The 25665-nt window shown below is 63.9% G+C and carries 23 protein-coding genes and 1 pseudogene; 11 read left to right on the forward strand and 13 right to left on the reverse strand.

The annotated features are described in order from the left end of the window. Positions 1–230 precede the first annotated feature (230 nt). From uraD to I6F35_RS37020, 4 genes are all read right to left on the reverse strand, one after another. Positions 231–1115, reverse strand: a complete 885-nt coding sequence (uraD, locus tag I6F35_RS37005) for a 2-oxo-4-hydroxy-4-carboxy-5-ureidoimidazoline decarboxylase (RefSeq protein ID WP_225122563.1) — start codon at positions 1113–1115, stop codon at positions 231–233. Positions 1116–1118: 3 nt separating this feature from the next. Beyond that, on the reverse strand, positions 1119–2057 hold the full coding sequence (gene puuE / locus I6F35_RS37010; protein ID WP_225122564.1) for an allantoinase PuuE: 939 nt from the start codon (positions 2055–2057) through the stop codon (positions 1119–1121). Further along, the gene (locus I6F35_RS37015) at positions 2057–2470 is read right to left on the reverse strand and encodes a DUF3830 family protein (RefSeq protein WP_225122565.1); all 414 of its coding nucleotides are present in this window, start codon (positions 2468–2470) and stop codon (positions 2057–2059) included. Before I6F35_RS37015 ends, puuE begins: the two co-directional genes overlap by 1 nt. A 107-nt stretch (positions 2471–2577) precedes the next feature. Further along, positions 2578–2886 (reverse strand): hypothetical protein, encoded by a 309-nt coding sequence (locus I6F35_RS37020; protein WP_225122566.1) that lies wholly within the window; start codon positions 2884–2886, stop codon positions 2578–2580. A 235-nt stretch (positions 2887–3121) separates the two neighbouring features. On the opposite strand from I6F35_RS37020, the gene I6F35_RS37025 reads away from it, so the two are divergent. Beyond that, positions 3122–3364, forward strand: coding sequence for a hypothetical protein (locus I6F35_RS37025; protein ID WP_225122567.1), 243 nt, complete (start codon positions 3122–3124; stop codon positions 3362–3364). A gap of 70 nt (positions 3365–3434) precedes the next feature. Here I6F35_RS37025 and I6F35_RS37030 read toward each other — a convergent pair whose 3' ends face one another. Next, positions 3435–4583, reverse strand: coding sequence for a mechanosensitive ion channel family protein (locus I6F35_RS37030; protein WP_225122568.1), 1149 nt, complete (start codon positions 4581–4583; stop codon positions 3435–3437). A 157-nt stretch (positions 4584–4740) separates the two neighbouring features. Here I6F35_RS37030 and I6F35_RS37035 point away from each other — a divergent pair, with 157 nt between their 5' ends. After that, positions 4741–5475, forward strand: coding sequence for a 3-oxoacyl-ACP reductase family protein (locus I6F35_RS37035; RefSeq protein ID WP_225122569.1), 735 nt, complete (start codon positions 4741–4743; stop codon positions 5473–5475). Here I6F35_RS37035 and I6F35_RS37040 read toward each other — a convergent pair. Then, entirely contained in the window at positions 5468–6343 is an 876-nt protein-coding gene (locus I6F35_RS37040) for an aldose 1-epimerase family protein (RefSeq protein ID WP_225122570.1), read from the reverse strand. The genes I6F35_RS37035 and I6F35_RS37040 overlap by 8 nt on opposite strands. A gap of 158 nt (positions 6344–6501) precedes the next feature. On the opposite strand from I6F35_RS37040, the gene I6F35_RS37045 reads away from it, so the two are divergent. Together I6F35_RS37045 and I6F35_RS37050 are read left to right on the forward strand one after the other, a co-directional pair. Then, positions 6502–8055, forward strand: a complete 1554-nt coding sequence (locus tag I6F35_RS37045; protein ID WP_225122571.1) for an ABC transporter substrate-binding protein — start codon at positions 6502–6504, stop codon at positions 8053–8055. 360 nt (positions 8056–8415) lie between these two features. Next, positions 8416–9405, forward strand: a complete 990-nt coding sequence (locus tag I6F35_RS37050; RefSeq protein ID WP_225122572.1) for an LLM class flavin-dependent oxidoreductase — start codon at positions 8416–8418, stop codon at positions 9403–9405. Positions 9406–9581: 176 nt separating this feature from the next. Here the strand turns inward: I6F35_RS37050 and I6F35_RS37055 are convergent, their stop codons facing one another. After that, complete coding sequence (locus I6F35_RS37055) at positions 9582–10811, reverse strand: MFS transporter (RefSeq protein WP_225122573.1); 1230 nt, start codon at positions 10809–10811, stop codon at positions 9582–9584. A gap of 464 nt (positions 10812–11275) precedes the next feature. Here I6F35_RS37055 and I6F35_RS37060 point away from each other — a divergent pair, with 464 nt between their 5' ends. The 4 genes and pseudogenes from I6F35_RS37060 (at position 11276) to I6F35_RS37075 (ending at position 16332) form a co-directional block, all read left to right on the forward strand. Beyond that, on the forward strand, positions 11276–12583 hold the full coding sequence (locus I6F35_RS37060; RefSeq protein WP_225122593.1) for a c-type cytochrome: 1308 nt from the start codon (positions 11276–11278) through the stop codon (positions 12581–12583). Positions 12584–13010: 427 nt separating this feature from the next. Then, positions 13011–13832 carry a CHAD domain-containing protein gene (locus I6F35_RS37065; RefSeq protein WP_225122574.1) on the forward strand — a complete coding sequence of 274 codons (822 nt, stop codon included), beginning with the start codon at positions 13011–13013 and terminating at the stop codon, positions 13830–13832. A gap of 122 nt (positions 13833–13954) precedes the next feature. Next, positions 13955–15196: pseudogene (locus I6F35_RS37070) on the forward strand (SulP family inorganic anion transporter); the annotation flags it as partial. 377 nt (positions 15197–15573) lie between these two features. Further along, on the forward strand, positions 15574–16332 hold the full coding sequence (locus I6F35_RS37075) for an SDR family NAD(P)-dependent oxidoreductase (protein ID WP_225122575.1): 759 nt from the start codon (positions 15574–15576) through the stop codon (positions 16330–16332). 163 nt (positions 16333–16495) lie between these two features. On the opposite strand, the gene I6F35_RS37080 is transcribed toward I6F35_RS37075, so the two are convergent. Together I6F35_RS37080 and I6F35_RS37085 are read right to left on the reverse strand one after the other, a co-directional pair. After that, on the reverse strand, positions 16496–16855 hold the full coding sequence (locus I6F35_RS37080) for a hypothetical protein (RefSeq protein ID WP_225122576.1): 360 nt from the start codon (positions 16853–16855) through the stop codon (positions 16496–16498). 234 nt (positions 16856–17089) lie between these two features. Further along, positions 17090–17779 (reverse strand): TetR/AcrR family transcriptional regulator, encoded by a 690-nt coding sequence (locus tag I6F35_RS37085; RefSeq protein WP_225122577.1) that lies wholly within the window; start codon positions 17777–17779, stop codon positions 17090–17092. 157 nt (positions 17780–17936) lie between these two features. Here I6F35_RS37085 and I6F35_RS37090 point away from each other — a divergent pair, with 157 nt between their 5' ends. Continuing rightward, entirely contained in the window at positions 17937–19136 is a 1200-nt protein-coding gene (locus tag I6F35_RS37090; protein WP_225122578.1) for an HlyD family secretion protein, read from the forward strand. A 4-nt stretch (positions 19137–19140) separates the two neighbouring features. Then, positions 19141–20745, forward strand: coding sequence for a DHA2 family efflux MFS transporter permease subunit (locus tag I6F35_RS37095; protein ID WP_225122579.1), 1605 nt, complete (start codon positions 19141–19143; stop codon positions 20743–20745). A gap of 46 nt (positions 20746–20791) precedes the next feature. Here I6F35_RS37095 and I6F35_RS37100 read toward each other — a convergent pair whose 3' ends face one another. From I6F35_RS37100 to I6F35_RS37115, 4 genes are all read right to left on the reverse strand, one after another. After that, positions 20792–21007 (reverse strand): hypothetical protein, encoded by a 216-nt coding sequence (locus tag I6F35_RS37100; protein WP_225122580.1) that lies wholly within the window; start codon positions 21005–21007, stop codon positions 20792–20794. Positions 21008–21028: 21 nt separating this feature from the next. Next, the gene (locus I6F35_RS37105) at positions 21029–21244 is read right to left on the reverse strand and encodes a hypothetical protein (RefSeq protein ID WP_225122581.1); all 216 of its coding nucleotides are present in this window, start codon (positions 21242–21244) and stop codon (positions 21029–21031) included. A 314-nt stretch (positions 21245–21558) separates the two neighbouring features. Further along, entirely contained in the window at positions 21559–22242 is a 684-nt protein-coding gene (locus I6F35_RS37110; protein WP_225122582.1) for an endonuclease/exonuclease/phosphatase family protein, read from the reverse strand. After that, complete coding sequence (locus tag I6F35_RS37115) at positions 22239–24386, reverse strand: VTT domain-containing protein (RefSeq protein WP_225122583.1); 2148 nt, start codon at positions 24384–24386, stop codon at positions 22239–22241. Before I6F35_RS37115 ends, I6F35_RS37110 begins: the two co-directional genes overlap by 4 nt. A 247-nt stretch (positions 24387–24633) precedes the next feature. Between I6F35_RS37115 and I6F35_RS37120 the strand changes: the two genes are divergently transcribed. Further along, entirely contained in the window at positions 24634–25665 is a 1032-nt protein-coding gene (locus I6F35_RS37120; RefSeq protein WP_225122584.1) for an LLM class flavin-dependent oxidoreductase, read from the forward strand.

Genomic DNA, 25665 nt, shown 5'->3' on the forward strand with positions numbered 1-25665 from the left:
TGCGCTGATACTGGAGACGAGCGGCTTTGGTCCACGGCATGGTGTCCTCCCTCGAATCTTTGCAAATCCGAAGGAATCACAGGCCCGCCAAAACCGCTCACCCTTTTTCGGTCAGGCTCTGAGGAGCCGCGCAGCGGCGTCTCGAAGGATGGCCGCGGGCGAGATCGGGGCCTCATGGTTCGAGACGCGCTGCGCGCTCCTCACCATGAGGGGCGGCAGGCGAGCGCGCGTCAACTTCCGCGATACGTGGCGTAGCTCCAGGGGGTGACCAGGAGCGGGACGTGGAGATGGCCTTCGGGCTCGCTCACCGCAAAGCGCAAGGGAATGCGATCGAGGAACGGCGGATCGGAGAGCGGCACCTGGCGGGCGGCAAAATACTCGCCGACGCTGAACGAGAGCTCGTACTTTCCAATCGGCACCGGGCGGCCGCCGATCAGCGGCTGGTCGGTGCGGCCGTCGGCGTTGGTCACCGCGCGCGCCACCACGCGGCTGGCGCCAAGATCAGCCAGCTCGATCAATTCGACCGCGATGCCGGCGGCGGGCTTGCCGCTGTGGGTGTCGAGCACATGCGTGGAGAGCCGACCGTGCACCGGAAGGCGATCCTCCGCCGTCACGAGCTGGTCGAGGCGGAGGGCGGCGATGCGGCAGATCTCTTCGATCGATCGCCGCATCTCCGCCGCCACGTCGTGCGGCAGGCGGCGCTCGAAATCGCGCAGGATCGAATCCTTGGTGTGGCGGCGGACGCAGACGATATAGGGGAAGCCGAATTTCGAGCGATAGGCGTTGTTGACGCGCTCGAACGCATCGTATTCGGCATCCGACAGGCGGTCGAGGCCGACGCTGTTCTGCTCCGCATCGGAGTCCGCGGTGAGGCCCGCGGCGCGCTGGGTCTTGTCGGCGAGATCGGGATGGGCCTTGATCAGCGCTAGCCGCAATTCGCTTGGTGCGCGCTCGACCGCGGCCTTCATCGCCGCGAACAACGGATTGATGCCGGCGAACGGCCGCAGCAATGCCACCTGCTCGGCGATCCACGGCGAATGCTCGAAGATGTTGCCAAGCGCCGTGACGAAGTCGTCACGGCCAAGACTGTTAAGATCGGTGAGTGTGATCGACATCGGCTATCCGATGCTGAAGGCCTGTTCGGCGAGCTGCTTGTGGTGGGCGTGCCAGTGCTCGGCGATCTGCAGCCGCGTCGGCACCCAGACGCGGTCGTGCCTGGTGACGTAGTCGAGGAAGCGCATCAACGCTGCGGCGCGGCCGGGGCGGCCGACCAGGCGGCAATGCAGGCCGACCGACATCATCTTCGGCGAGGTCTCGCCTTCGGCATAGAGCACATCGAAACTGTCCTTCAGATAGGTGAAGAACTGATCGCCGCCGCCAAAGCCCTGCGGGTTGACGAAGCGCATGTCGTTGGCATCGAGCGTGTAGGGAATGACCAGATGCGGCTCCACGCCGGGGGCCTTGATCCAGTACGGGAGATCGTCGGCATAGGCATCGCAGAGATACGAGAGCCCGCCCGCCTCCATCAGGAGCCGGAGCGTGTTGATGGAGGATCTGCCGGTGTACCAGCCGAGCGGCCGCGCGCCGGTGGCCTCGGTGTGCACGCGGATCGCTTCCGCGATCTCGGCGCGCTCCTCGGTCTCCGACATATCCTTGTGCTCGACCCATCTAAGACTGTGACTCGCGATGTCCCAGCCCGCCTCCTTCATCGCGGCAACGATCTCGGGATTGCGCTTCAGCGCCATCGCGACGCCGAACACGGTAGCCGGCAATCGGCGCTCGCCGAACATGCGCCACAAGCGCCAGAAGCCGGCGCGCGAGCCGTACTCGAACATCGATTCGATATTGGCATGGCGCTGGCCCGGCCAGGGCTGTGCGCCCAGCACATCCGACAGGAACGCTTCGGAGGCGCGGTCGCCATGCAGGATGTTGTTCTCGCCGCCCTCTTCGAAATTCACCACGAACTGCACAGCGATGCGGGCATTGCCCGGCCATTTCGGGTCGGGCGGGTTGCGGCCATAGCCGCGGAGATCGCGCGGATATGCTGCCTCAGTCACTATACTTCCTCGAAACGAATCTTCTGTGCACCCTTCCAGAGCACGGTCTTGCCGAAGGTGACGAGATTCTCGAGCCCCGACGTCAGCGTGATGAAGTGGTTGCCGGCGAGCTGGCCCATCTTGCTCGCGAAATGCACGCCGCCATAGGCGAGCAGGATCTCGGTTTCGCTGATGCCGCCGGGATAGAGGATGATCTGGCCGGGCGCCGGATAGCTGGTGTGGTTCTCGTAGGAAACGCCGAAGTCGAGATCGCCGAGCGGCATCCAGACCCCCTCGCCGCTCCAGCGGACATGGATCGCCTGGCTCTCGAACGGCATCGCCTTGCGGAACGCCGCAACCGTCTTCGGCGCGAGCGCGTCCTCAAAGCGCGCGTCGAATTTGAAGTCGCCGGCATGGACAATCAGTTTGCTCATCGATCGCTTCTCTCGGATATCTTTCTTGCGTGGCTGGAAACGGCGGCTCGCTACCGCATTGCAGCGCGCCTATCGGAAGCAAGGACCATTCCAGAGGGAACGTCCGCCTAGTCGCCCTTTCTGCGGTCGTACGACCAGCCGAACACGCCGCCGCGCTGCACCTCGGGCTCCGCCGCCGGCGCCTCCTTGACCTCGGCCTGCGGCGGTGGAGCGGGCGGCGCCGGCAGGTTCTCGCACTTCATGGAGTAGACCAGTTCGCCTTTCGCAGTGCGGCCGATCGGCGCGCAATCGTCTGCCCGCGCGACCGCGCCTTTTGTCGCACCCTTGGTGTCCTTGGGCACCAGTTGGGTCTGGGCCAAGGCCAGCGAGGACACCGGCGAGATGGCCAACAGCAGCACTGGTAAAAACTTCTTCATCCGCTTCACTCGCTGGAAACACTTTGCCTTAATCGAACCGGGGTGGCACCGGCAAGCCCATGATAGCCCGAACCGCCTGTAACGCCTGCTGAATATTTAGCCGTGACCAAGAAATTTGCTCGCCGCTTCGTGATGGGCACAACCGTTATAACCGTCAGCGCACATCGCTATCTCCCAATTGCGTCGAGCCTCGCAGGGCTCGCCGACAAAACGTGATAACGCCGGGAGAACCACAATGAAGACATTCATCACCATCCTTGGGTCAGCTTTGATCATTGCATCATCGGTACAGTTCGCTGCCGCGGCGCAGCGGCATCACCACAACAAGTCGGACCGTGCCGACCGCGTCGTGGTGCGCCAGCAGCCGCGTGATTTCAATGCTTATGCGGCGTGGCCCGCCCCCGCACCGGCGCCCGAGCTCTACGGCTATGCGCCGAGCTATTTCAGCGGCGGCTATTCGGCGCCCGCCGGCCACTGAGCCGATCGAGGTTGAACGTAAAAGGCCGGCCGCGCATCGTGGCCGGCCTTTCGTTTGTAACGGTTTCAACTCAATTGTGCGCCCTTGCCGGCCCCGTCCCAGCCAACTCACGCGGTCGCCCGCCGAGGGTTTCTTCTTCAAGCTCATCGCCGGCCGGCGACATCAGCATCCGATCGCGCGGCAGCGCCTCCGGCATCTCGTCGCGAATGAAAGCCAAGAGCTTCTCCCTGATCTCGCAGCGCAGATCCCAGGCCTGCGGTGCGTTCCTGGCGCTGACCAGCGCGCGCAGTTCGATGGTCCGTGGATGGGTCTCGACGACCTGCAGGTTGACCACCGCGCCATCCCAAAGCTTGGAATCGCGCGCTGCTCTTTCGAGCTCCCGCCGGATCCGTGGCACGTCGGCGGCATAGTCGACATGCAGCATGATCGCGCCGATCAGCGACTGCGCATCGCGGGTCCAGTTCTGGAACGGACGCTCGATGAAATAGGAAAGCGGTACCACCATGCGGCGCCAGTCCCACAGCCGGATCACGACATAAGTCGAGGCGATATCCTCCACCCAGCCCCATTCATTTTCGATGATGACGGCATCTTCAATCCTGATCGGCTGGGTGATTGCGATCTGCACGCCCGCGATCAGATTGCTCAGCAAGGGCCGTGCGGCGAGACCGACGATCACACCGGCGGCGCCGGCCGAGGCGAACAGGCTGACGCCGTATTGCCTGACCGAGTCGAACGTCATCAGGGCCGTGGAGACGGCAATCATGATGATCAGCGTATCGATCACCCGCTTGAAAACGCGAACCTGCGTCACATGCTTGCGCGCCAGAAAATTCTCATCGACATCGAGGCGGAACTGCTGGAGATAGCGCGTGGCCATCATATCGACGGCGCGGATCGAAAGCCATCCGATCAGCGCGATGACGGCGATGGCAAAGAAGTGGCTGAGCTGCGTTCGCAGCGTGTCGTTCAATGGCGCCAGCGGCAGCACGAAGGCAACCGCCGCAAGGCACAGCGCCAGCCGGGTCGGACCCGCGGTTCGATCGAGAAACAATCTCACCACCGGATTCCTGCGACCCAGCAGCCGCCGGATCAGCCGCGAAGCGAAGCAATGGACGAGCAAGGCAGACGCGATCGCGCCGCAGATCAGGGCAAGCCCGATGATCCACGACGGTATCCAGCCAATGGCCAATTCGATTTCTGCAAGGATGGCGTCCATGGAACTTCCCTGCCGCGCTATTTGCGGCTAACGCCGGTCTGCTGCCGTTCGCTCCCCCGCTCGATGCAATGCAGCAATTCATCGCCTGCAACGCGGTCCAAAGCTCCGAGCATCGTGTAGTCTGGCAGAGGCATCCTGGTTCTGACTGGAGATAATGATGACGACAGCAACATTGCGCGGCCATGTGGCGCTGGTGACCGGAGGTTCGCGCGGCATTGGCGCGGCGATCGTGCGCGCGCTGGCGGACCAAGGCGCGGCCGTGGCGATCAACTATCGCGAGCGCGCGGGCGATGCGGATGCGCTGGCAAAGGAGATCGCCTCCGCAGGCGGAAAGGCGGTCGCGATCGGCGCGGATGTATCGCAAGGCGCCGCGGTTGCGCAGCTGGTGCAACGCGTGACCGCCGAGCTTGGCCCGATCGACATCCTCGTCAACAATGCCGGCATCGCGATCACGCGCGGCGTCGACGATCTCACCGAAGATGATTTCGATCAGACTATCGCGGTGAACCTGAAGTCGGTGTTCCTGTGCACGCAGGCGGTGTTGCCGGGGATGCGGGCGAAACAATGGGGCCGCATCGTCAACATCTCCTCGGGCGCCGCAAGAGGCGCCGGCGCGATCGGGCCGCACTACAATGCGTCGAAGGCCGGTCTCGAGGGATTGACGCGCGGCTATGCCGCCCGCCTCGTCAAGGAAGGCATCACCGTCAACGCGGTCGCGCCCTCGCTGATCGAGACCGACATGATGAAGGGGCAACCGAATCTGGTCAGCCGGATTCCGCTCGGCCGTTTCGGCACCGCCGACGAAGTCGCGCAGGCCGTGATGATGCTGATCGGCAACGCCTACATGACCGGCCAGACGGTTGCCATGAGCGGCGGCATGGCGTTCAACTAGCGAGGCGAATTCGATATCCCAACGACCGGCGCGTGCCGGGCGCGATCTGCATCAGGCCGGGCTTGGCTGTGAACTCGCCGTCAAAATCGACGGGGCTGGCATAACCGTGCCACGGCTCGATGCACAGGAACGGCGCGCCGCCGGGCTTTGACCAGATGCCGAGTTCGCGAAAGCCGTCCCAGGAAACTGCGATCGACGGCCCGCGATCGGCGGCATAGCGCACCGAAGTGCTCGCGAGCCGGTCGAGGATCATCGCGTCGTCGTCGAACAGCCGCTCGGCGAGCGCGAGGGTCTTGCCCTTGATCGGTGATGGCTGCGCATCCGGCCGCATCAGACCGCCCTCGAGCCGCCTGATCGGCGCGGGTTCGTCATGCGAGAAGGTCAGCGTGTAGGCTTCCTTCGCAAGTCCCGGAAGCAACGGCCAGTTGAAGGCGGGATGTCCGCCGAGCGAGGCCGGCAGCGTTTCATTGCCGGGGTTTGTGATCTCGAACGTCACCTCCAGATCGGCGCCCTGTGCCGCATAGGTCACCTCCAGGCGGAAGGCGAAGGGATAGCGGGCGCGGGTCGCCTCATTGTCCACCAGCACCAGCATGCAGGAAGCGGCCTCGCGCGAGACCCATTCGAATCGCTGATCGCGCGCGAAGCCGTGCTGCGTCATCGGGTAGGTCTTGCCCTTGTGGCGCAGCTCGTCATTCTTCAGCCGCCCGACGATCGGAAACAGCAGCGGCGCATGCCGCGGCCATTCCGGCCCGGCCTGCCAGAGCAGCTCGAGCCCGTCTGCATTCTTCAGCGAGCAGAGTTCGGCGCCGGCGGCCTTGATCGTCGCGGCAATACCGTCGCTTTGGATGATGTGTGTGTCCGTGCTCACGTCTGACCTCGCGGGGAAGCGCGCCCATCCCTGTATATTTTTTAAGCTGACGATGTCGAGACTTTCATCTTGCCGCGGCAATCGCGGTTATGTGAGCCTCCTCGCAAAGCCGCAGTTCCCGGCGGATTGCGGCTGTTCCGATCCAAGAAAGACAGGTCATGTTCAAACGGCTGTTGGTTGCGTTCCTCCTTACCACCGCAAGCGCGGGTCTCGTGCTGGCGCAGGAATCGCCAAGGATGGGAGGCGTGATCAACACCGTGATCCAGCCCGAACCGCCCGGCCTGATGCTGGCGATGATCCAGAACGGCCCGACCCAGATGGTGGCGGGCAACATCTTCGAAGGGCTGTTGCGCTACAGCCCGAAACTGGAGCCGCTGCCCGGCCTCGCCGAAAGCTGGACCGTCAGTCCGGACGCCAAGGTCTACACCTTCAAGCTCAAGCCGGGCGTGACCTGGCATGACGGCAAGCCGTTCACCTCGGCCGACGTGCTGTTCTCGATCGACATGCTGAAACAGACCCATGCGCGCGCCCGCAACAACCTGACGCAGGTCGAAAAGGTCGAGGCGCCCGACGACCTCACCGTGGTGTTCACGCTCAAGGAGCCGTTCGGCCCGTTCCTCGGCATTTTCGAGGTCGGCTCGATGCCGATGATCCCGAAGCACCTCTATGCGGGCACCGACTTCAAGACCAACCCCTACAACAATGCGCCCATCGGCACCGGCCCCTTCATGTTCAAGGAGTGGAAGAAGGGCTCGTACATTCAACTGGTGAAGAACCCGAACTACCACGAGAAGGGCAAGCCCTATCTCGACGAGATCTATTGGCAGATCATTCCGGATGCCGCGGCGCGTTCGGTGGCCTACGAGACCGGAAAGGTCGACGTGCTGCCCGGCGGCTCGGTGGAAAATTTCGACGTGCCGCGTCTGTCGAAGCTCAAGGACACCTGTGTGACCGGCGCCGGCTGGGAGTTCTTCAGCCCGCTGGCCTGGCTGTGGCTCAACAACCGCCAGGGCCCGACCGCTAACAAGAAGGTGCGCCAGGCGATCATGTATGCGATCGACCGCAACTTCGCCAAGGACGTGATCTGGAACGGGCTCGGCAAGGTCGCAACCGGCCCGTCATCTTCCGCCATCAAGTTCTACACCGACGACGTGCCGAAATATGACTTCAATCCGGCCAAGGCCAAGGCGCTGTTGAAGGAGGCCGGCTACAATGGCGAGAAAGTCCGCCTGCTGCCGCTGGCCTATGGCGAGACCTGGCAACGCTGGGGCGAAGCCGTGAAGCAGAACCTGCAGGACGTCGGCATGAACATCGAGATCATCGCCACCGACGTGCCCGGCGGCAACCAGAAGATCAGCGATTGGGACTACGACATCGCCTTCACCTATCTCTATCAATACGGCGATCCGGCGCTCGGCGTCGGCCGCAACTACGTCTCCAGCGCCATCGCCAAGGGCCAGATGTTCAACAATGTCGAGAGCTATTCGAACCCCGAGATCGACAAGCTGTTCGCCGAAGGCGCGGTCGCAACGCCCGATTCCAAGCGCAAGGAGATCTACGAGAAGGCGCAGAAGATCCTGGTCGAGGACGTACCGGTCGCCTGGATGCTGGAATTGCAGTTTCCGACCATCACGCGCTGCAAGGTGAAGAACCTCATCACGACAGCGATCGGCGTCAATGACGGCTTCCGCGACGCCTGGATCGAAAAATAACCCGCCAAGTTCTGTTTCATATGCGATAGCCCTGCGCCTGGAGGGAAGGGTCGGGGTATCTCCCCGATTCCTACACTCCGATCGCGGGAGAGAGCCAAACCGGCAAGCCTGAACGCCAGCCGAAACACTCGTCGCGCCAATGTCCGCTTGCGCCAGAAGCCGCCGTTGACGCAGAGACGCGCCCGCTGCTGATTGCCGTCGGTTCAGTCGCCGCACTGGTTCGTTGGATTGACCTACATGGGAAGAGTGCCCATATGGAACGCGAGAATCGGATGCGGCCTGTAGTTTCGGACAAGCTTAGATGCGGCCGAGTATCTTTGGCAGCGTCATTCGAGCAAAAGGCTTCGTTCGGGAGTTCCTATGACGGCGCTTTCCATCCTCGATCTTGTCCGCGTCACCGAAGAAACCGATGCGCGCGGCGCGCTCGACAATGCCCGCGATCTCGCGGTCCATGCCGAGGCTTGGGGTTATCGCCGCATTTGGGTGGCCGAGCATCACAATATGCCTGGCATAGCGAGCGCCGCGACGTCGGTTGTCATTGGTCATATCGCAGCGGGAACAAAAACCATCCGCGTCGGCGCGGGCGGCATCATGCTCCCCAACCATGCCCCCTATGTCATCGCCGAGCAGTTCGGGACGCTGGCGCGCCTGTTTCCAGGCCGCATTGACCTCGGACTGGGCCGCGCACCCGGGACCGACCAACTCACACTGCGCGCTTTGCGCCGCACCCCTGAAGCAGCCGAAAACTTCCCTCAGGACGTTCTTGAGGTGCAGGCCTTCCTGGCTCCAGCCAGTTCAAATCAGCGCATCCAGGCGGTGCCGGCCGCAGGAACGGAAGTGCCGTTGTGGATTCTCGGATCGAGTAATTTTGGCGCGATGCTGGCAGCCGAACTCGGACTTCCCTATGCCTTCGCCTCACATTTCGCGCCTGACCTGCTGATCCCCGCGCTGCAGATCTACCGCAGCCGCTTCAAACCGTCCGAGCAGCTTGACCGCCCCTACACCATGGTGGGAGTCAACATCATCGCCGCGAGCAGCGATGATGAGGCGCGCAGGCTGGCGACGACGCAGCAGATGTCCTTTGCGAACATCTTCCGCGGCTCGCGCGGCCTCAGCCAGCCGCCGATCGACGACATTGAAAGCTACTGGTCGCCCGCGGAAAAAGCGCAGGCGATGAGCATGCTCGCCCGCTCCATCGTTGGCTCGCCCGATACGATCCGTACCGGTATCGATGCGCTCGTTGCGGAAACAGGCGCCGACGAACTCATGATCGTGTCCGATGTCTACGATCACGCAACTCGGCTGCGATCCTTCGAACTCATCGCCAGCGCCGTTAGAAGAACCTGTTAACTTATCCTTTGCGCGGCGCGCAACGTTCTGTCAGTTGGAGCTCCATTTGCGCCATACGCAGTCGTTCGCCTGACATCAGCTTTTGTACTCATAGTACCAGATCGATCCTTGGAAGATCCGATCTGCTTGAGCATGATCTTTTCGGAAAACCGGTCTCCACTTTTGCGGATCGCGCTCTAGTGAAGCAGCGTCGCTTCCTGAGGTGTCCCCTCGACCCGAGCGGATCCGACGTCGCGATAGGCGACGATCCAGATCAGGAAACCCGAAAGCGCCAACGTGGCGCCAACGGGACCGGTGGAAGTCCAGCCCAGCCCTTCGCGAATGGCAAGGCCGCCCAGGAAGGGGCCGAGCGCATTGGCGGTGTTGAACGCCGAATGGTTGAGTGCGGCGGCGAGCGCCTGCGCGTCTCCCGCGACGTCCATTAGCCGCGTCTGCAGGACGGCGCCGAGCGAGACGCCGGCGCCGATCGCAAAGACGTCTGCGGCGAGCAGCCAGGGGTTGCCGGCGGCAACCGGAAATACCAACAGCGCGCCTGCTGAAAACAGGAGGATGCTGCCCGCCGTCGGCATCAGCGCGCGGTCCGCGAAGCGCGGCACGAACAAATTGCCGAGCGTGGCTCCGATACCGAACACAGCTAGAAAAAATGGAATCACCGCGGTGCTTACCTTGGTGATCTCGATCAGGGTTGTCGCAAGATAGGTATAGACGGCGAACATGCCGCCGAAGCCGATTGCACCAATCGCCAGCGTGATCCAGACCCGTCCGCTCTTTAAGGCCCCGAGTTCTCGCAGCGGATCCGACCTGTCGGCTTGGTCGCGCGGCGCGAACAGGGCGCAAAGCAGGACCGTGAGCAACGCCAGCAATGTAACGAGGCCGAAGCTCGCGCGCCAGCCGACCGCCTGCCCAACCAGATTGGCCAGCGGCACGCCGACGATCGTGGCGCAGGTCAGGCCGAGCATCAGGCGGCCGATCGCCTGGGACCGACGCTCGTAAGGAACGAGCGACGCTGCGACCAACGCGGCGATGCCGAAATAGGCGCCATGCGGCAATCCCGAGAGAAAGCGGGCCGCGATCATCCAGCCATAGCTTGGCGCAAGCGCGGTGAGCGCATTGCCGAGCGCAAACACGGCCATCAAAACCAGCAACTGCGTGCGCCGAGCGAACTGCGCGCCAAGCACCGCAATCAGGGGCGCGCCCAGCACCACGCCCAAGGCGTAGGCACTGATCGCGTGTCCCGCGGTCGGTTCGTCGACCCGAAGATCGGCGGCGAAAAATGGCAGCAAACTCATGGATGCGAATTCGGTGGTTCCGATCGCAAACCCGCCCATCGCAAGCGAGAAGAGGATGATGCCGAGATGAAGGGGCGCCGAGGCGGCGATCGAGTTCGCGTGGGTCGAGGTCGTCATGTTTCCTGCATTGGTGGCGTTAGCGGATCCAACCCAGCGAACGTCGCCACCCCTGCAGAATTTGTCTTTTGTAGTTAGACCTGGATCAGTCCGCGTCAACACCGGAGCTTCAGCGCAACGCAGACCGCATATCAGCCTCCCGATCTGCGCGTGGCCGGCGCTCGAGCGCGCGCCGTCATCAGGCTCGCGAGCATGTCGGCTGTCAGCGGAGGACAACAAATGGCCGATCTGCGCCCAAAACGACGTGAATGACCCGGACCGGACGGCGGGCGCAAGTGAATGGCGTATGTTCACGCCCCTCGGCCTCTTCCCGAAGCTCCAATCGAGGGGCTAAAGTGCCTTTCTGATACTTGGAAGCGGGTATGCGGCGGCGTGAGTTTTCGACTCTTGCGGTCATCGAAGGTCTGGCGCGTGACCGACGGGCGCGCCAGGGGCGATGCGAATGGAGGAAACGATTGCTGCGAATGCTCCACCTCGCGAAATGCGTCCCTGCGTTTTTGACGTGTGCTGCCTTGTTGGCGATTCTGCCTTTCGGGATAACTCCCGCTTGCGCGCAGTTGCGCGGCCATGGTGGGCCGGTGCGAGCATTGGCGATTTCGTCCGACGGACAAACCGCGATCTCAGGAAGCTTTGATTCGACCGCAATCCGCTGGTCGCTGACGCGCAATGCGGCCGAACAAGTGCTGCGGTTCCATGCCGACGCCGTCAATGCGGTCGTGCTGCTGGGAGACGGGCGCGCCGCGACCGCTGGCGCCGACGGGCGCATTGCAATCTGGAGTCCCGGCAAGGCGGAGCCCGATTCAGTTTTGGAAGGCCATACGGCGCCGATCGCCGCGCTCGCGCTGTCCCCCGACGGCACAACACTGGCTTCCGCGTCGTGGGATCATACGGTTCGGTTGTGGCCGCTCGCGGGCGGTGCGGCGCGTGTGCTCGAAGGGCAAACTCAGAACGTCAATGGCATTGCATTCGCTCCGGACGGTCGCACCGTGGTAAGCGTCAGCTACGATCAGAGCGTGCGCATCTGGCCGTTTGCCGGCGGGACGCCGACCGTTGTTGCAATGCCGAGCCCGCTCAACGCCGTGGCAATCGGCAGCAATGGCGAAATCGCGACCGGCGGCGCTGATGGTAAGCTATATTTTCTGACGGGAGCTGGCGCGGCCGCGGGTGAGATCGCAGCCGGCCCGAGACCAGTGACCTCGATTGCGATCTCGCCGGATGGCGCGCTGGTGGCTGCCGCAAGCATTGGCGGATCGGTCGCAGTGATCGATCGCAAGACGCGCACTCTGGCGCGCAAACTGGCCGGTCCCGAGCTGCCGGTCTGGTCGGTCGCGTTTATGCCGGACAGCCGCACCCTGCTCACCGGTGGCGCCGACAACGTCATCCGCCGCTGGAACGTGGCGACGGGAGATCCCATCGATCCACTTCTCCTGGAGACGACGGGAGATCCGCTGGCCGCCTATGCCGGAGATCATGGTGCGGAGGTGTTTCGTGCTTGTGTCGCCTGCCATACCCTTGGCCCCGAGCAAGCCAACAAAGCGGGCCCGACCCTGTCCGGCATCTTCGGCCGACGGATCGCAACCGTGCCGGGCTATAATTTTTCCGAAGCACTCAAGCGTCTCGATATTGTCTGGACGCCGGAGACGGTTTCCAGATTGTTCGAGATCGGGCCTTCGGCCTACACCCCGGGCACCAAGATGCCCGAGCAGCGCATTGGCTCGGCACAGGACCGCGCTGCATTGGTGCAATTTCTCGAGCGCGCGACCAAGAGATAGATGCTTGATAGGATATGTCGAGCTTACAGTACAATGAACACTCTCACATGGACACGTCGCGCGCGACAGCGATCGGCGTCAATAGCTGCTTCTGCGACGCCTGGATCGAAAAGATTCCGTTCTACTCCCCTCACCGAGCATGACGATTTATTGAAGCCGTCATCCTCCTGTCGTATCGCGCCAATGTGATGAGATCGGCGGCCGGCCGACGCGCCGTGTCTTCGCAGGTGGGATGCATTGCTGCTTGATCTGTCGCAATGCCTATTTGACAGGCTGCCTGCAAAAACCGTTTGATCGAGGCAGGGAACCGTCGGGTGAAGTCCGCGGATCCGATCCGGGACGTGAGCCACTTATGAAGCGATCGAAAAGGTCTGCGAAGGAGCGTATATTCCGCCCCAAGCGGGCCCGCGCGCAGTTAAGCGGCGAAATGCCCTGCGCCACCGTGTTTCGTCTCGTCGCCTCCGCCTGCCTCGAAGACGTCAAAACTCACCATCGCGGAGCTCGTAACGGCGATCAGGTTGCCGTGCATCAGACGCGCGTGGCGCTGACCCGCTTGCGCGCGGCGATCGCTTTCTTTGCGCCGATGGTGGAGGATTCCGAATGGACGCGCCTGAAAGCCGAGCTGAAATGGCTTAACGGATATCTTGGCGCCACGCGTGACCTCGATGTCGCGATCGAGAACGCTCCGCGCGAACGGCTGTTCAGGACCGCGCGGGTCGAGAGCCAGCGCCAGCTCAGGCGGGCGCTGGCGTCTGACCGCTATCGCCGCTGGTTCAAGGACATGGTCGATTGGGTGAACCATGGCCCATGGTCTCACATGAGCGATCGCGGCCTGGTGCGTCTCCGGGCATCGCCGGCCTCCGAATACCACGCGCGCCAGCTCGCCGGCTGGCACAAAAAGCTCGTCGAGAAGAGCCGCGGTCTGACGGAAATGGGCGGACGCAAGCAGCACCGGGTCCGCCTGGCCAGCAAACGGCTGCGCTATGCGATCGAGTTCTCCGAGGACGTGCTGCCAAAGGATGACTTTGCGCCATGGCGGGCGATCGTGAAGCAGCTCCGCAAGGCACAGCAGATTCTCGGCGAACTCAACGACGCCGAGGCGGCGCGGGCCCTCGTGGCAGAGTTGCAACAACGCACCAAGACGACCTCCGCGGGCCATCCGCGGAAACCGCTCGCGCTGCCGGGTGGCAAGGAAAAGAGCCGGCTGCTCCGGCGCGCCGCTGCCGCATACCGCAAGATCGCGTCATAGGCGCAGGGTAAGGGTCAACCCCGTATTTGTCCGGGCAGGTTTGTTGATCGCGCGCATTTTCTTGCACTGCACGATTCGGCTAGTTTCAAATCAAGAAACTCCCGCTCCTCCCGGTTGACAGCATGCCTGACGGTTCTTCGACGACCCATCTCTATCGCCCGAAACTCGTGACCACCCTGGGCGAAGGCTACAGTCCCGAGAAACTCCGCCAGGATGCCGTCGCGGGTCTCACCGTGGCCGTGGTCGCCCTGCCGCTCTCGATGGCCATCGCGGTGGCCTCCGGCGTGACGCCGGAACGGGGCCTTTTCACCGCCATCGTCGGCGGTTTCCTGGTCTCCGCGCTCGGCGGAAGCCGGTTTCAGATCGGCGGACCGGCAGGCGCTTTCATCGTGCTGGTGGCGGCGACCGTCGCCCAGCTCGGCGTCGACGGCCTGCTGCTGACCGTGCTGGTGTCCGGTGTGATGCTGACGCTGGTCGGCGCGACCGGTCTCGGATCGCTGATCCGTTACATGCCCCATCCCGTGACGGTCGGCTTCACCTGCGGGATTGCCGTGACCATCTTTGCGAGCCAGATCACCGACCTGTTCGGCCTGACGCTCGCCGGTCCCGAACCGGGGCCCCTGCTCGCCAAGCTGATCGTGCTCGGCCATGCGCTTCCGACCCTGAACTGGTCCGCACTCGGCATCGGCGCAGGAACCGCCGCGATGATCTTCGTGTTGCGGCAGTGGCGACCGACCTGGCCGGGGATGCTGATCGCGATCGCGATCGCCTCGGTCGTGGCGCTGGTGTTGCAACTGCCGATCGAGACCATCGGTACCCGTTTCGGTGAAATCCCCCACAGCCTGCCGGCGCCGCATGTGCCGGACTTTTCCTACGATCTCCTGCTGCAGGTGCTGCCGGCGGCGCTCTCGTTCACGCTGCTCGGCGGCGTCGAGAGCCTGCTGTCGGCAAAAGTCGCCGACAGCATGACCGGCCGCAAGCACCGCTCCAACATGGAGCTGGTCGCGCAAGGCATTGGCAACATCGCCTCCGCCCTGTTCGGCGGCATCAGCGTCACCGGCACCATCGCGCGCACGGCGACCAATATTCGCGCCGGTGGCCGCAGCCCGCTCTCCGGCATGTTGCATTCGGTCTATCTCCTCCTGTTCATGCTCGTTGCAGCACCCCTGGCGCGCTACATCCCGCTCGCGGCCCTGGCCGGCGTCCTGGTCGTGGTCTGCTGGTACATGGCGGAGAAGGAGGAGTTCGTTCGCTTGGTGAAGGACTGGCGCAGCGGCGTGGTGCTGGTGCCGACCTTCGCACTGACGATCTTCAAGGATCTCACCTTCGGTATCGTCGCAGGCTGCATCCTCGCCGTCGTCTTCGCGCGGCTCGGAAATCCGCAGAAGCCGGAGGACGCTTAGAGCTTCGGTATCTGATTGGCCGTCATTGCGAGGAGCGAAGCGACGAAGCAATCCATGCCGCAGCAAGCGGAGAGATGGATTGCTCCGCGGAGCCTGTCATCGGGCGGCGCGTTCGCGCCGATCCGGTGGCTCGCAATGACGGGCGATCAGAACCAAGCTCCAGATTCTCCCTTTGACGCGTTTTCTTTACGCGAACAGATGTCCGCTTCGCTCGAAAGCGCTTTTGGCACCCGAGCGCATGCCAAAAAGGTGATTGGCTGGGCTTCGCGTTGACAAGATGGCCGCCTATATCTGCCCGACTTGCATTATGCCTGTCATGCAAAGCCAGGGGATCCATCATGGCCAGCCCATCCGTTCTCGAACCGACGGCGCCGCAGGGCAGCGTGCTGATCGCGGGCGTCGGCGCTTCCCAGGGGGTAGGCGCGGCGATCGCCCGCCGGTTCGCCGCGGGCGGTTACCCGGTTGCAATCGCAGGCCGCAATGCCGAGAAGCTCACGGCGACCGCCGCGGAGCTTGCGGCGGCGGGCGCCAAGGTCGCCCATGTCGTCGGCGATGTTTCCAAGCCCGCCGATGTCGCGCGCTTTGTCGGAGCGGCGCAACAGCTCGCGCCGCTTGCGATGGCGGTGCACAATGCCGGCTCGAACCGATGGGCGCCGTTCCTGAAAGTGAGCGAGGAGCAGTTCGAGTCACATTGGCGCGAGCACGCGCTCGGCGGCTTTCACCTGGCGCAGGCGGCGATCCCCGCTCTGCTTGCGCGCGGCGGCGGCACGCTGGTGTTCACGGGAGCGAGCGGCTCGCTGCGCGGCAAGGCCCAGTTCGCGCCGTTCGCCGCCGCCAAGGCCGCGCTGCGCGCGCTGTCGCAGAGCATCGCGCGGGAATTCGGCCCCCAGGGCATCCATGTCGGCCATGTCGTGATCGACGGCGGCATCGAAGGCGACCGGCTGCTGTCGTTTCGCCCGCAATTGAAGGACGAACGCGGACCCGACGGCCTGCTCAACATCGCCGCGATCGCCGAGGCTTATTGGGTGCTCCACCATCAGCACCGTAGCGCCTGGACCCACGAACTCGACCTGCGCCCCTGGGCGGAGTCGTTTTAGCAGTCGTTCAACGTCACCTTCTGCCGCTGCGACGCCGAAGGTCCGTAGCCTGGGTGGAGCGCCAGCATAACCCGGGGCCGCTCGACAAGGCTGATGCAGGCGTCCCGGGTTACGCTCGCGCTTCACCCGGGCTACGGGTACGACGCGGACGATATGACGACCCTTAAGTCATGCTGCCCGGAAGGAAGCAGCGGATCGTGATTCCCGTGGTGCCTTTCATCGGCCACACCATGGTCCGGCCGGCGCGGTTCGGCTCGGTGATCACGGCCTCGTCAGGCACCGTGATCCACTGTCCCTCCAGACGGACACGGTAATGCCCATCCTTCGATTCCCAATCCGGATCGGCCACCGCGACGCCGTCGGCGTCCGAACAGCAAGGCCCGAGCTTGCTCTTCAAGCTATCGAACCAGGGTTTGAGTGGTGAGTTGGAGTAGCGTCCATCATCGCGTGCCATCGGGGTTCCCGCTGGGACGACGAGGAGAATTGTCAGGACCGAGGTCCAAACGAAATTTATGCGAGCCATGTCCGTGCCGTGACGAAGACGCCCGTCCCCAGTTTTGACAAACCGGGAACCCCGCACGAAGTTCCACGCATGGACCCAATTGGGACAGGCCTCCACAGGACCGGCCAGAGCGGGATGATTTTTCCTCGAAGCGTCATCCGGCTTTATCTTCTTGTTTGAGCCCGAATCTTCGCGCAAGCGCATCGCGGCCGTCGCGAGGGAAGCTGGTATCCCACTTTCCCGATCATGCTGTCGTCAGCGGCGGACAGCGCATCCTTCGAGGAACAGGGTCGCGCAGGCCTCGGCGCGACCCTCGAGTTCAGCACGATTGGGCGGCGCCTGGCGGCCGAACACGACTGCGCGCTGCGGCTCGAAGATAAGCATGCCGAGCAGCATGCCGGCCGCTGCCTCCGCATCGATATCCCGAAGCGTGATCAGGCCGCGCTCATGCTGCGTCCGCAGCCAGTTTGCCAGCGTGGCCACCGTTCGCCGCATCGCACTCTTGTAGAAGGTCTCGGCTATATCAGGGAATCTGTCGCTGTCGGCGAGGATCAGACGCTGCAGCGCAATCACCTCGCCGTCGAGGATGAGCTCGGCACAGGCAAGGCAAGCCTCGCGCAGCGCGCCCTTGATGTTGCTGCCGTCGCAGGCGCGCAGCCGCACGTTTGAGACGAACCGGTCCATCCGGTCCACGACCATCCCCTCGAACAGCGCCTGCTTGCCGGGAACGAGCCGGTAGAGCGTTTTGGTCGAGACGCCGGCGCGGCGCGCCACATCGTCCATGTTGGTCGCCGCGAAGCCGCCGGCGGCAAATTCGCGCCGCGCCGCCTCGTAGATCACCGCGCGCGTTTCATCATCGGAGCGCAGCGGCGGCCGTCCGCGGCTGCGACGCGCGGGCGCCGTGCCGCCTTTGTCCGCCCCGCCCCGCTTTGTCGTGACCGTCATGCCATCCGAGCCATGCTTTAAGATGACGCCTGTCATTCCATTGACAGACCCAATATGGGGCCTATTTTGGAAAACATCAAGTTTCCTAATTTGCCCCGCGCCGTTCAGCGGAAAATATCCAGTTCCGGCAAGGGGATAGATGAGCAGGAGGGCAATCATGAACCAGCATTCCCCGTCGCTCGAGGTCGAACGCCCGATATCGGCCGCGGAAGTGCAACGGCTCGCGCCGATGCCCGAGCCGGTCGTTCCCGCCCCAACGGCGGCAGCGTCGATCAAGGGCAAGCTGCGGCGGGTCGCGTTCGCCGGCATCGCCATCGCCGCGCTGTCGGGCGCTGCCTGGTACGGCTGGGACTACTGGACCGTCGGTCGCTTTCTCGTCTCCACCGACGACGCCTATGTCAAAGCCGACAACACCACGATCGCGCCGAAGGTCTCGGGTTATCTCAGCGCGGTGCTGGTCGGCGACAATGAGCGCGTGAAGGCCGGCCAGGTGCTGGCGCGGATCGACGATCGCGATTTCAAGGTGGCGCTGAACCAGGCCAAGGCCGATGTCGAAGCCGGCCACGCTGCGATTGCCAGCAAGCGCGCGCAGCTCGATGTGCAGCAGGCGGTGATCGAGGCCGCGAAGGCGACGCTCGATGTCGACACCGCGACGCAGACCTTCGCCGCGCAGGAGAACAAACGCTACACCGACCTCGCCACGACAGGCTATGGCAGCGTGCAGAACGCGCAACAGGCGCAATCGCGCCACGCCAGCGCTCAAGCCGCGGTGCAGCGCGACATCGCCAACCTCGCTTCCGCGCGAAGGCAGGTCGAATTGCTGAAGGCGGAGATCACGCAAGCGGTGGCAGCGGCCGCGCGCGCCGAGGCGATCGAACAGCAGGCCGAGCTGAACCTCGGCTACACCACGATCACAGCACCGATCGACGGCGTGGTCGGCAACCGCACGCTGCGGGTCGGCCAGTTCGTGCAGGCCGGCACGCAACTGATGTCGCTGGTGCCGGCGACCGGCGCCTATGTGGTGGCGAATTTCAAGGAGACCCAGCTCACCGATGTCCGCAAGGGACAGAAGGCCGATATTTCCGTCGACATGTTCCCCGGCGAGGTCGTGCACGGCCATGTCGATTCACTCGCGCCGGCGAGCGGCCAGGAATTCGCGCTGCTGCCGCCCGACAACGCCACCGGCAATTTCACCAAAGTGGTGCAGCGCATCCCCGTGAAGATCATGCTCGACCAGACGCCGGTCGAACTGCGCCCGGGCATGTCGGTGATCCCGACGATCGATACGCGGTCCCATGACGAGGTGGTGCAGCAACCGGCTGCCCCGAAGCCGGCCACTTCGATCGCGCAGAGGTGATGCCATGTCGGACCTCACCTTAACCGCAGCGCCCCTGCCCCGTGCGGTCCCTGCCAACCCGGATCGCGCCAGCACCACGGTGTGGGTCTCCGTGTTCGCCGCCATGATCGGCGCCTTCATGGCAATCCTCAACATCCAGATCACCAACGCCTCGCTGCTCAACATCGAGGGCGGCATCGGCACCGGCGTCGACAACGGCTCCTGGATCTCGACGTCCTACCTGATCGGCGAGATCGTGGTGATCCCGCTCACCGACTATCTCAGCCGCGTGTTCTCCTTTCGCAGGATCATGATCGGCCATGCGACGTTATTCGCGATCTTCTCCGTCGCCTGCGCCTTCACCCATGACCTGCCGTCGATGATCGCGATGCGCGCATTGCAGGGCTTCTTCGGCGGCGTGCTGATCCCGATGGCGTTCACGCTGGTGTTCACCAAGCTGCCCAAGGTGCAGCAGCCGATCGGGCTCGCGATGTTCTCGATCGCGGTGACCTTTGCGCCGGCGATCGGACCGACCATCGGCGGCTATCTCACCGAGAATTACGGCTGGCAGACCATCTTCTTCGTCAACGTGGTGCCGACCGCGATCATGGTGACCATGCTCTATTTCACGCTGGAACGGCAGCCGATGCAGCTCGGCCTGCTGCGCGAGGGCGACTGGCTCGGCATCGCGACCATGGCGATCGGCCTCTCCGCGCTGCAGACGGTGCTGGAGGAGGGCAACAAGGACGACTGGTTCGGCTCGCCCTTCATCGTGAAGCTGGCAATCGTCGCCGCCGTCAGCCTGTCGCTGTTCGTGATCATCGAACTCGTCGTGGAGAAGCCGCTGATCCGGTTGCGGCTGCTCGCCCAGCGCAGCTTCGGCTTTGGGACGATATCGGCGGTGTTCGTCGGTTTTGCGCTATTCGGCTCGGTCTATCTGCTGCCGGCCTATCTCGGCCAGGTGCAGCTCTATAACGCCGAGCAGATCGGCGAGGTGCTGGCCTGGACCGGTCTGCCGCAATTGATCCTGATCCCGCTGGTGCCGAAACTGATGCAGCGCTTCGACGCCCGCTATATCGCTTTCGTCGGAATGGCGCTGTTCGCCGCAAGCTGCTTCATGAACACCCAGATGTCGCTCAACTATGCCGGCGACCAGCTCTTCGTTCCCAACATCGTGCGCGCCATCGGCCAGGCCTTGATGCTGGCGCCGCTCAGCGCGGTGAGCCTCGGCAGCGTCGCGCCGCAGGATGCGGCGGCCGCCTCCGGCATCTCCAACATGATGCGCAATCTCGGCGGCGCGATCGGCACCGCGCTGCTTGCGACCATCGCCACCAAGCGCGAGCAGTTCCACTCCAACATCATCGGCCAGTCCGTCGACCTCGCGCGCGACGTGGTGCGCGAGCGCATCGCCGGGATGACGAACTACTTCATGGCCCACGGCATCTCCGATCCGGCCGTCGCGCGACACCAGGCGATCATCGCGCTCGGCAACGCCGTCAAGCGCCAGGCGCTGGTGCTCGGATATAGCGATACATTCGCCGTGCTGGGCTTCGTGCTGGTGCTCGCCGGCATCGCGATCCTCCTGACCGGCAAGCCGAAGGGCGGCGCCGCTCCCGGCGGCGCGCATTGAGGATTGCTGCGCTCCCTCTCGGCAAGCGAAAGAGGTGACCTCGCCGCTACACCCCGATCGGCACCAGGCGGTTGATCACGACCAGGATCATCAGCGCTACCACGCCGATGCCGAGGCTCCACCCGATCAGTTGCTTGTCAACAGGAAGCAGCGGCGGGTCAGTCATGTCACGAACCCGACGTCCGCTTCCAAACGGCGTCGGAACCTTCACAGGCTTTGCAACAAGGCCAAGCCGCACGAACATGGTTCGTCTTGTGGTCATGAGTCATCCTTTCCTGCGCGGTCAGAATGCGGCCGTGAATGCCGTTCGATTGTCGGGACGCCGGCGTGCCTCGATCAGCGCCCGAGCCGCGCGCTCCGCGGCGCGGGCCGAGCCGAAATGACCGCCCTCGAGGCTGTCGAAGGCGCGTTCGGAGGAGAAGAACCTGAAGCCGCGCTCGTCGCCCACGACGATGCCGGCAGTCCGGTTGAAAACTTCGATGACATAGGCTTTGGACATGCGTGCTCATTCGCCGCCGATGCGGCGCTCCCGTCTGAATCCATGATTGAGGTCGGTAACTAGGCGGGACTCAGCAACAGGCTCCGGTTACCGCCGAGACACAGCGGCGGGTCATGCGCTTGCGCATCTCGCCCACCACTTTCCTGTCTCTTGCTCTCATGCGGCAACCTCGAGCAGCACAACCTGCTGCATCGAATATCCGGCGAAAACCCATTCTGGTCAATGAAATGGGTATCCAAATTTACAAACGCGGCGCGATGCGCCTTCTATGCCGGTCCTCAAAAAGGGACGGAATGATTTTGCACGCGTCACGCCTACCCGCCAAACACGATGTCCGCCATGACGGGAAGATGATCCGAATAAAGCCTCGCTTCGCGATCGGTCCAGGCCTTGAGGATGTCGCCGTCACGATCGACATAGATGCGATCGAGACGAAAAATCGGCAGGCGCGACGGAAAGGTTCGCAAGCGCGTGCGCACCGGGCAATGCCGGACCAGCACGCGCCGCACCGATTTCACCCAGAACCAGTCGTTGAAATCGCCGAGCACGATGGTTCGCGGCGCCTTGGCGAGATCGGCGAGCGCCAGCGCCTGGGCATGCCTTTCATGAATGCTCAGTCCGAGATGCGTCGCGACGACCGACACGTGACCGAGGGGCGTATCGACCATCGCGGAGATCGCGCGCCGCGGCTCGCGCTCCTGATAGGACACGTCGGTGATGACAGGGGAGCCGATGAAGGGATAGCGGCTCAGCAGCACCTGACCATAGTCGCCGTCCTCGGTGACGATCGAACGCGCTTCCACGCGATGCGCACCGATGACGCCGACCAGCCGCTGAAACGGATCCTCGGTCGTGCCGCGCGAATCGATCTCCTGCAGCGCCACGATATCGGGCGACCATTTGCGCAGGATCGAGCAGACGCCGTCCAGATCGAACCGGCTGTTCAGGTTGAACGTGCCGTGCACGTTCCAGGTCATCACCCGGATCACCTCGGTCACCTGCGCCGCCCCGCGAACCAGGTGACGACGAACTGCGCCGCGAGACACAGCGGCAGCCAGATCGCGATGATCAATCCAAGCTGCAGCGCGCTCCACCAGGAGGCGTGCCTCGCAAAGTCGGCGATCTGTGCACCGAGCGCGGCCATCGCGATGATCCCAGGCGCCATTCCGAGCGCGGTCCCGATCAGGAAATCAGTCAGCCTGAGGCGGCTGGCGCCGGCAAGCACGTTCACCACCGAGAACGGCGCCACGGGCACCATGCGGATCATCGCGATCGCGAGCACGCCTTTGCCGATGATGCGTTCCTGGACGCGCAGTGCGCGGCGTCCCAGCATCGATTGCAGCCGCTCCTGGCCGAGAAAGCGCCCGATGAAGAACAGCAAGGTGGCGCTTAACAGCACGCCGACGGAAGCCGCGACAAACCCTTTCAACGGCCCAAGCGCGGCGGCGGTCGCGGCGATCAGGACGACGACAGGAAACACCACGAGGCCGCCGACGACGAACGCAAGAACGGCGGCGGGCGGGCCGAGCGGCGACTGCGCGTACTTTCCGATCAACCCCGTCACATAACCGATATCGGTGTAGCTGCTCAGGGCCGTGTGACGCCAGGCCAGCGTCAGCAGCGCAAGCGAGGCGATGATCCCTAGGACGACGGCCATGGTCCTCGCCGTCCATGTGCGGTCCGCCGCGCGCTGCAGATCGAGCGGCTCCTTCGGATCGGCGATCGGCTGCAGGATCTCGGTGAAGGGACCAAGCCTTGCATCCTCCAGATCCACGGGAAGCAGCACCTTCCCGGCGCGCGATGCCGCATGCGCATCGAGGAATTCAAGCAGGCACTCTTCACTGGCTTCGATTGCGCTTTTGCTGAGGCCGCAGTGATGCGCCAGCAGGCGATGTCGTACATCGCGGATGAACCGGCGATGTTCGTCATTGGCGGCCTCGAAACACAGGTCGCATTCGGTATCCGCCCCCATCGAGCGGTTGTTGATGTTGGACGAGCCGATCCGCAGCAATTCGTCATCGATCGTCATGAGCTTGCTGTGAACCATGACGGGACTTGCATCGTCGCCATCTCGTGTCAACGGGTAAAGCATGCGAACACGCGAGGCGACGTCGGCGCGATGAAACGGACCGACGAAGTCGCCGCGGCCGCTTTGCATGGTCCGCGACTCCAGCCATGATGCATGCCGCTTGGGAGTGACGATCAGGACACGCAGGTCCGGGACTTCGCGCATCCGGTTTGCGAGCGCCTCGGCGATCTCGGCCGAGCTCGTGAACTGATTCTCGATGTAGATCAGCTTCCTTGCCGCGGCGATCGATGCATAGAACAGCCGCTCGACCTCGTGCACCGGAGGTGTGAGGCTCGTTCCAAGCTCCGTCCGCGCGATGCCGAGCGGAATGTTTTCGGCCTCTGGCACCACCGAGCCCGGCCATCGCTCGACATCGCTGATGGCGATCGGCATCGTGCCGCAGCCCGCCGCCTTCCAGCGCCTGATCGCGAGTTCGCCGAGCGCGCTCGCCGCGGCGCCATCCACCATGCACTGCACGTCATGGAAGGGAGGATAGGCAACGCCGGCCGGATCCTTGCGAAGGGAATGATGCAGCGCATGTTCGGATGTATCCCAGCGCCGGATCGTGAGGTCGAGCCCGCCGACGAAGGCGATGGAATTGTCGATCACGACGAATTTCTGGTGCTGCGCCGAGCCGAGCGGCAGGCTGGAATCCAGGCAGGCACGGATGCGGCCAGTGGGGCTGGCTAATTTCCTGGTCGAATGGCGCTCCCGCTCCCGGGCATAGAGCGCGGCGAAATCCCAGACCAGGATGTTGATGTCGAGGCTGTCCCTCCGCTCGACCAGCGCTTTGAGGAACGGACCCAGCGTATCCGGCAAGCCATCGTCGGCCGTGCCTGACGGCCCGACCAGCGGCGTCTCCGAGTGGATGTCCCATCCGATGATGAAGACCTGTCTCTCGGCGAGCAGCAGCGCTTCCCGCAGGGCGCCAAAATACTCCGCGGCGTCGTTCAGCACCGCGACACGATCCGCGTCGCATGTCTTCCAGATGGTGTCGCCCGGAACGAGCACGGACGAGCTGCGGGGCAGCGATATTGTCTCGGCCGATTGCACCTTTGCTATCCGAACGTTCATCTGCTCCCACCGGTCGGTTGAAACGCTCCAGCGCAAGCCGGGTTCCTGGCCGGATGGTGCCGACGGGCGATACTCGGACAAAATGCGGGAAACCAAGTGTTTCGCGGCCTGATCTTGCCAGTCACTGACCAGTCACTATGTCGCAAGCACGCCAACCGACGCCTGCCCATCCGGGCCGGCCCTCCCCTCGCCTGGATTGGAAGCTTTCGGCACGCCGCGTCCGGCCGTGCCAAACCGGATATGACAAATGACTACATCGCTGGAATTTGGGCTCGACACCTTTGGCGACGTCACCCGTGACGACGCCGGCGCGCCGCTGCCGCATCCGCAGGTGATCCGCAACGTCATCGACGAAGCGGTCCTGGCCGACGAGCTTGGGATCGATTTCATCGGCCTCGGCGAGCACCACCGCGCCGACTTCGCGATCTCCGCGCCCGAAGTGGTGCTCGCGGCGATCGCGGCGCGGACGAAGCAGATCCGGCTCGGCTCCGCCGTGACGGTGTTGAGCTCGGACGATCCGATCCGCGTCTTCCAGCGCTTCGCCACGGTGGATGCGGCATCGAACGGCCGCGCCGAGGTGATCCTCGGCCGCGGCTCGTTCACCGAATCCTTTCCACTGTTCGGCTTCGACCTCAACCAGTACGAAGCGCTGTTCGAGGAGAAGCTCGACCTGTTCGCCGAATTGTTGAAGCAGGAGCCGGTGACCTGGCAGGGCAAGCTGCGCGCTCCGCTGAGCAATCAACTCGTGTTTCCGCCGATCGAGCATGGTCGGCTGAAAACCTGGATCGGCGTCGGCGGCAGCCCGGAATCCGTGGTGCGCGCCGCGCATTATGACCTGCCGCTGATGCTCGCGATCATCGGCGGCGACCCGAAACGGTTCGCGCCCTATGTCGAACTCTACCACCGCGCCTTCAAGCAATTCGACCGCCCGGCCAAGGCGATCGGCGTGCATTCACCGGGCTATGTCGCTGACAGCGATGAGCAGGCGCGCGAGGAGCTGTTTTCCGACTACAAGACCATGCGTGACCGCATCGGCAGGGAGCGCGGCTGGCCGCCGATGGGCCGCGACGAGTTCGTGCGCGAAGCCGAGCACGGATCGCTTTATGTCGGCTCACCCGGGACGGTCGCACGAAAGATCGCCGCCACCGTCAAGGCGCTCGGCGTCGCGCGCTTCCAGCTCAAATACTCGGCCGGCCCGTTGCCGCACGAAAGACTGATGCGCAGCATCGAGCTCTACGGTCAGAAGGTGGTCCCGCTGGTGCGCGACATGTTGGCGTAA

It is taken from the genome of Bradyrhizobium sp. BRP22 (assembly GCF_020194175.1).
In the GTDB taxonomy this organism is placed as follows: domain Bacteria; phylum Pseudomonadota; class Alphaproteobacteria; order Rhizobiales; family Xanthobacteraceae; genus Bradyrhizobium.